5 protein-coding genes and 1 pseudogene are annotated in these 6,718 nt (G+C 51.7%); 2 read left to right on the top strand and 4 right to left on the bottom strand.

Going from position 1 to position 6,718, the window contains the following annotated elements:
* Positions 1–259: 259 nt before the first annotated feature.
* The 4 genes from QZP87_RS10925 to QZP87_RS10910 all read right to left on the bottom strand — a co-directional run bounded on the left by QZP87_RS10925 (position 260) and on the right by QZP87_RS10910 (position 4,963).
* Positions 260–733, bottom strand: coding sequence for a transposase (locus QZP87_RS10925; RefSeq protein WP_291322957.1), 474 nt, complete (start codon positions 731–733; stop codon positions 260–262).
* Between the two features lie 148 nt (positions 734–881).
* On the bottom strand, positions 882–3,341 hold the full coding sequence (locus QZP87_RS10920; RefSeq protein ID WP_291322956.1) for a hypothetical protein: 2,460 nt from the start codon (positions 3,339–3,341) through the stop codon (positions 882–884).
* A 95-nt stretch (positions 3,342–3,436) separates the two neighbouring features.
* Positions 3,437–4,108: a cytochrome b/b6 domain-containing protein gene (locus QZP87_RS10915; RefSeq protein WP_291322955.1), complete on the bottom strand. Its 672-nt coding sequence runs from the start codon at positions 4,106–4,108 to the stop codon at positions 3,437–3,439.
* A 12-nt stretch (positions 4,109–4,120) separates the two neighbouring features.
* Positions 4,121–4,963 (bottom strand): 4Fe-4S binding protein, encoded by an 843-nt coding sequence (locus QZP87_RS10910; RefSeq protein WP_291322954.1) that lies wholly within the window; start codon positions 4,961–4,963, stop codon positions 4,121–4,123.
* A gap of 928 nt (positions 4,964–5,891) precedes the next feature.
* Between QZP87_RS10910 and QZP87_RS10905 the strand changes: the two genes are divergently transcribed.
* Both QZP87_RS10905 and QZP87_RS10900 read left to right on the top strand, forming a co-directional pair.
* Entirely contained in the window at positions 5,892–6,221 is a 330-nt protein-coding gene (locus QZP87_RS10905; RefSeq protein ID WP_291322953.1) for an ArsR/SmtB-type metalloregulator TsoR, read from the top strand.
* Positions 6,222–6,462: 241 nt separating this feature from the next.
* Positions 6,463–6,660: pseudogene (locus QZP87_RS10900) on the top strand (LULAXC family (seleno)protein); the annotation flags it as partial.
* Between the last annotated feature and the right edge of the window lie 58 nt (positions 6,661–6,718).

Here is a 6,718-nt window from a genome sequence, read left to right as displayed (position 1 = left end):
GGCTGATTCATCCATTCATGCACTTCCCTGTATGTTTTTCCAGTGCGGTTTCTGCTTATTTCCATATGTTGTTCAATTGACGGCATATCTGTCCTCCTGGTTATTTTCGTATTCAAGAAGTCAGTATTTACCACCGGCATAGCCGGTGGCTTGCTTAGCCCTAAAGGGCATTGTTACTTGCACCCCTTAAGGGGTTACTGGTTGGAGGCTGAACCCGGAATGATCACTTACATTGACGTTGCAATTGCTACTGGCTTCTCTAAAAGGGATTACTCATGTCCGAGTCGTATCGATCCTCAAGCATCTCTCTGTGATCCTGGTTCTGGATATATTTGCGGATCTTCGCTTCATCTAAACCAACGGTGCTCACATAATATCCGCGAGCCAAAAAACTATGGCCTTTGAAATTCTTTTTCAACCGGCTGTATTTTTCGAAAATGATCATGGCGCTTTTGCCCTTCACATACCCATTGATAAGTACCTGGACCTGATACTCAGTGACAACTGCCGAGATGTTCAAATCAAAGACCTGTCTTTTCTCGTGTCCGCCATCTCGGTAACGGCCCTGGGGCAACGTATTGATATCCAGCGAAATCTTTTCAACGATGTCCTGATTGTCCACAGGTTTCAGGTTGATACCCTTGCGGCCCTTCTGCCCGTCTGGCTTTTTATTCCTCTTTGGCCTGGCCTTTTTCTCCAGGTTCTGATCAGCAGAAGGAGGGGTGCTGCTCATTTGGGAATTGATCTCGAGTTTTTTCAGCGAGCAGGGTAACTACGAGGACCATAAGGCTCAGGCTGTTTAAACGGTCTTACAGAAGACTGGCTGATGTAAAAGAAGCGGCCCTGTGTTAGAGCCGCTTCTTACATGGCCTGCATTTCTGCTATTTATGGCAGTTCAGACACTTTTCGCGGTTTTCCAGGTAATAATTGTGGCCGTGGTTGCCGTACATATCACCGCCGGAGTGGTAGAGATGAAAACGCAGCTGCCAGTCGGCCAGACCATCTTCAGTCTCCTGATGGCATGAGTAGCAGGTTGAGGCCATGGGCGCGATCACCCCTGCCCCTTCCAGGTACTTTTCCTTCATTTTGTCACCGATTACACCCATACGGCTTAGGTATCCCTGTGTATAATCGTGGGTATCATCCTTGTGACAGGTCAGGCAGTCCAGAACGGTACCGGGGTTGGTGACGTAGGAATAACCGCCTTCATAATGGCCCTCCACTGTATGGTCCCGGCGGCGGTCAAATCTGCCCCTTTTTTCTCCAGTTCCGTGTATGGCGTGAACCATGTACATTAAATCAACAGTTCCCTGATTGGCACTGGCGTCCCGGCTTAAAGAGCCAGCGTTGTGGCAGGATGCGCAGGTGGAGATGTCCTGGTCTCCGTATGTGCCGTGGCGGCCTATGGTGTTGTGGCAGCCCAGGCAGTTTTCAGTGTCCACCTTGGCACCTGGATCGCGTTCCATGGTGTTGCTTCCCGAACCCAGACTTATGCCTGCCAGACGGCTGTTCAGATTCATCTCGGCAGGTCCCATCTCCAGGACCACAAACCCTTCTCTACCGCTTCGGGCCTGTTCAGGCAGAGGCTGCTCAAAAGTGGTTACAGCAGTGGTTTCATCGCTTCCAGGTTCGGTATTGTCCACATGGGCCACTTGGTGCATTGGATCGCCCATGGCTCCTGTATTGCGGGGAGGAATACCGTCGTTGATCCAGTACCTGTTATAGCCCCAGCCTATTCCGATGCGTACAGCGTCATCATCAAAATCGGCAAGATCGCCCTGGAACAGATAAGTACCGTCCTGGCCGGAAAAAAGGTTCTGGTATTCACCGTCTTTGTGTACCCGCCACGTGACTCTGGGTCTTTCCCCGGCCACCGCATTTTCCACCTGGACCACTTCCATTACGTAACTGCGGGCCGCAGCCAGCTCTTCCAGCCGCTCGCTCAGGCCGTGATAATAGTCAGCTGTATGCTTGATGGGCTTGTCCTCGCCGTGACAGCTGGAGCAGTTGTAGCCGCAGTCGTAGGTGCTCTGGATGTAATCATAATCCGGATCACCCGGTTCAGCCTCCCAGAAGACCCCCCCGCCTTTACCGTGACAGGTGGCACAGCCGTCCGGGTCGGGGTTTTCGCGCTGCCAGGCGTAATCGCCTCCACCTGTCTGGGCATGGCATGAGGTGCAGTTGGCCACTCCCGGACTGTTGGGATAAGGAACAGCATCGCTGGGTCTGGGGGTTCTGCCGAAGGTCCAGTCAGGAAACCTGACCTGCTGGTAGGCATATGCGTCGGCAACATAGCCCTCCATGCCGGCGTGGATCCTGTGGGTTAGAACGTTCATGTCCAGGCTTGGCCAGCCGTTCACCTCGGCATAAGCGTTGCGGGAATCCCAGGTGTAGTCGTTGTGGCAGTTGGCGCAGACCGTGGGGTCATGTCGCTGTTCGCCGTGCACCTTGTTGCTGGGAAAGCGCAGGTCATCGCTGTGACAGGTGAAGCATGTGCCTTCGGCCATGGCCTCGCCGGCGGTGTGCCTGCGTTCTTCATGGGACAGTATTTCTGCATTGCCCTGACCGTCATACCTGAAGTCGGCCACCGCATTGAAGCGTAGATAATAGTCCTGACCCCTGTCTCTCTCGGTCACGCCCACGCGGTAGGTCCCTTCCTCCCAGGCACCGTATTGACTGATTTCTTCTATGAATCCTTTTACATAATCGTGGTATTCAGAGTCATGGGGGTCACCGTAGGTAGTTGGATCATCTTCCCCGATGCGTCTCCACAGCACTCCCTGGCTGAAGTCGATGGGCTGGAGTTTTCCGCTGACATTGCCGTAGTCCCCGGGACCGGCCTTGAGCCTGGTGGTAAAGCGCATGCCGCCGTACACTTCTTCTCCGCCGGTGAGGGCATCATCGTCCTGCAGGCGCAGGTTGCCGCCCCGGATAACCTTGGCCCCGTCCCCGTATATGGGGTCATCCTGCGGGCCGCGTTCCCTGGTGCGCTGCAGCATGTTCATCCAGGTGTTTTTCTCTTCAATCCATTTGGCTATGGTCAGTTCTATGTGCACATGGTCCTTTTCATAGCCTGGAACTACAAAGGTTACTTCCACTTCGCCGCCGTTTTTGATGTCCACGTCTGTAATTTCAGCCGTTACAGCCGGGGCTGTGTCTATGTGGTGGGCCTCTTCCTTGAGTACTCGCGGTCCTGTCGGCAGGATGGGGACTATCCAGTAACCATCCTGGTCGTATCTGGCCTGGGCGCTGGCCTCGCCGCTCTCGCAGCCGGACAGGGCCAGGCTCAGCAGCAGAAGTCCCAGGATCATCGCCTGTATGCCGGAATTTTTGCTAACCATGGGTTGTCCTCCTTGGCGTTCAGAAATATTTTAATCCCCCGGAGTCCCGGGGATGAAAGACTTTGCATTTTCTAAAAAGCAGAATGATTTCTGCCTTATCCGCTCTGACTGCTTCCTGAAGACCCCTTAACTTTCGGGGCCAGCTCCTCATCCCACCACTTTCGGTGCTCCAGCTTGACATAGCTCTCGGTCACCTTGCCGTGAATCATGGACGGCAGGGCCCAGTAGACCACGGTAAAGTAAACGTGACCCAGAGTTATGAGAGTGATGACGAATACGGAGATAATATGCACGGTACCCATGAGGTTCAGCATGGCGGGGCCCATATGGCCGACTCCCAGCCACTTGATCAGGCCGGATACGCCCAGGGTAACAAAGAGAATGCCCATTAATATGTGGTGCAGTTTATGCCCGGCGTTGAGTTTTCCCTGCGGCGGAATACCCTGGGTTTTGCCCAGTATATAGAAGGGCATGCGCAGGTGAAATCCGATGTCGCTCTTTTCGAAATTCAGGGAATCGCGCACGAACTCTTTGAATCCTTTAGGATCGATTACAAGGTAAATCAGAGGTACCGCCAGAAATACCACGGCAAAAATCCTGTGCAGGGTGCCGGGGATTCCGCCTTCAGCCAGGAAGGTCAGTCCCGGGGTGATATAAGTAAGCCCTGTGCCCAGAAGAACGAAAAAGGCCGCGGCATGAATCCAGTGTACCAGCCTTCGTCTGGCATTAAAACGTTCCAAGACTATTTCGTTGTTGTTCTGCTCCATTGTCAGTCTCCTTTAAAGTTTGCCTTCCTGTTTGAGGCGCTTTATTTCTTTTTGATGGTTGCGCCGGGCAAAAAAGTATACCACGCCCAGAATGGCCATGGCCACTCCGGACAGGGACAGGATCCCGGGTCTGAGGATGTCTTTCCAGAGCATCAAAGAATCATCAACTACTGCAGCAGCGGTGGGGCCGGGCAGATCATAAACATAGGGGTCATCTGCCAGAATCCAGATGAGATTCAGGTCTTCCTCACCGTAAAGCTGAGCCCTGGGCAAAGGGTATTTGTTTTTGATTTCAGCAAGCCTCTTTTCAGCCAGATCCAGGATCTCATGGCGGAAACCGAAGAAAAGTGCGTTTTCCGGGCAGGCCTGAGCGCAGGCCCCGCAGGCGGTGCAGCGGTTGATCCAGACGTTGCGCAGGCTGAAATAGGTGAACCTGGACAGCTCGGGATGCTTGAAGGGACAGGCGTCCACGCAGTAGCCGCAGGCCATACACTTATCTGCATCAAAGCTGGCCAGCCCGAATTCGTCAACGAAGGTTGCACCGGTGGGACAGGCCCGGACGCAGGCGGGACGTTTGCACAGCATGCACGAATGCCTTCTGGTAATGTGTATGGGATTGTCCGGGGCCCCCTTCTGGCTCATTCTGATGACATTGTGCTCCTCGGGCAGCCCGTTGACCTGTTCGCAGGTACGTTCGCACACGCCGCAGTTGATGCATTTGACGCTGTCGTAGAGAAACGCCGCCTGACTGGTGGAGGCATGGCTTGTGCCGGCAGCGCCTTTTGCCAGGAGAAGACCTCCTGTGGCCGCAATGCCCTGTTTCAGGAAAATGCGCCGATTAATAGTGTTGTTCATGTATTCCTCCCTTTCAGTTTATTGTTTAATCGAGGTGCGGCATTTTTTGATTCAATGTCCATGTGCACAACAAACTGCAGCATGAGGCCTCCAGGGTCTTGAGCACATCTTGAAAAGTTGGTTGTTTGTCAGGATCAAACCATAGTTTCGAGTACTTACAATCAAGTTAGTTGGTATTGTTATCGGTTACCTGGACAATACGGGAGGTAGGAGAAGGCAGTTCAGGTAAAGAGTTGTATCTGGTCAACTGATTTTATTGTCAGCTTAACCAGCCCGCGATGGAAAAATTTTGACGATACAGAAGTTAAGTGATTATACATTTTATTTACCGATAATTTAGAAAATAGTCTACCATTTTTAGCGAAAAAAAAATATCCCATAGCCAGCCGGATGGTTTTTAAGGGTGAACGGTGCGGGCAGCAAATGAGAGCTGAGCCAGGGAGAAGACATTGGAACCCCTTCCGGACACAGAGCAGCCCGGTCCCTGGAGTATATTGTCAGAAATCTTTGAATTGTCACCGGGCGTTGTTTTTTTACGTTCAAATATTTTCATTTACGGTCAATTATGGGAAAATATAGCCACTCGCGAAACAGCAATACCTTTTCTTCTCTCTGAACCACCTATCGTTCCTTAGTTTTCATCCGGAAACGGTTCTTTTTCCTTTTGGCTGCGTCAATCTGCACAATTCTTCGTCAACGTATTAAGATACGCCTCCTCATAATTGCTTGATTTCCTTGCCAAAAGAAAAAGCTCCTCGTTTCCGGAAAGAAAACCGATAGCTTCAGCATCCGGAAATAAAGAATTTCCGGATGGAAACTCCTTAGCTCTGTGCAAAATGAGGCACCCTGAACCAGGTGAAATATTTATAATTGACATTATATAAACATCTGTTTATATGTTTATGGACGAAGACAACGAGGCTGAACAGTGACAGATCATTTAAACAATGCCCAAGCACAGGACACCCTGAACAACTCGGCCCAGCTGGCCAAGGCCCTGGGTGACGCCAACCGTCTGCGCATTCTCAGATATCTGGGCGAAGAAAGAAAATCAGTGAGCGCTTTGGTGGAACAGCTGGGATTGTCCCAGCCCCTGGTGTCTCATCATCTGCGGGAGCTGAGAAGGGTGCTGCTGGTCAAGGTGGAGAGACAGGGGCCTTTTGTCTATTACAGCCTGAGTGATGTGCAGGTGCTTAATCTTTTGCAGGATCTGGAACAGCTGGCCCAAGCGGTTCTGCAGAAGCGGACCTGTTTATGATGCGTCTGTAAAAAAGTTTTCTTGCAGGCGCTAAAAGACAGATGCCTGAAGACAGAGAATCACGGTACTCAGCACGCCTGTGTGCCGGGCAGGCAGAAAAATCAAAGAGTTACAAGGCCAACTTGAAAGACTGAAACCTGTTTTTTTGACTTTTTGCAGTTACATCTATTTATGAAAAACCAGCTTCAGTGTTGGTCAAAGAGTCTGAACGTTTTTGAAATTTAAAGCAAAGGATACGGTTATGGGTGCAAATATGGAAGGACTCAAAAGACAGACTATGCAGCTTATCCGGGACCTGGAGCCTGAGCAGGCCCTGGATGCTCTTTCCGGGCCCCTGCGGGACATACTCTCGCGGCTTGAGGATGAGCAGAGGGTGAGATTCGTCCTCCAGCTGCTGGGGCAGGGCGATGAGGATAAGATCTCCAGCATGGTCCATCTGTGAATGGCCAAGTGTCTGGACGAAGGTGTCGATCCAGCGCAGATGTGTCAGAGTCTGG

The organism is Desulfonatronospira sp., from assembly GCA_003563255.1.
Lineage (GTDB): Bacteria > Desulfobacterota > Desulfovibrionia > Desulfovibrionales > Desulfonatronovibrionaceae > Desulfonatronospira.
This window is presented reverse-complemented; position numbering and strand designations above follow the sequence as displayed.

What these genes read in the sequence shown, in the direction of transcription:
- QZP87_RS10925 (WP_291322957.1), bottom strand. Translation starts at nt 733, where the DNA reads ATGAGCAGCACCCCTCCTTCTGCTGATCAGAACCTGGAGAAAAAGGCC.
- QZP87_RS10920 (WP_291322956.1), bottom strand. Translation starts at nt 3,341, where the DNA reads ATGGTTAGCAAAAATTCCGGCATACAGGCGATGATCCTGGGACTTCTG.
- QZP87_RS10915 (WP_291322955.1), bottom strand. Translation starts at nt 4,108, where the DNA reads ATGGAGCAGAACAACAACGAAATAGTCTTGGAACGTTTTAATGCCAGA.
- QZP87_RS10910 (WP_291322954.1), bottom strand. Translation starts at nt 4,963, where the DNA reads ATGAACAACACTATTAATCGGCGCATTTTCCTGAAACAGGGCATTGCG.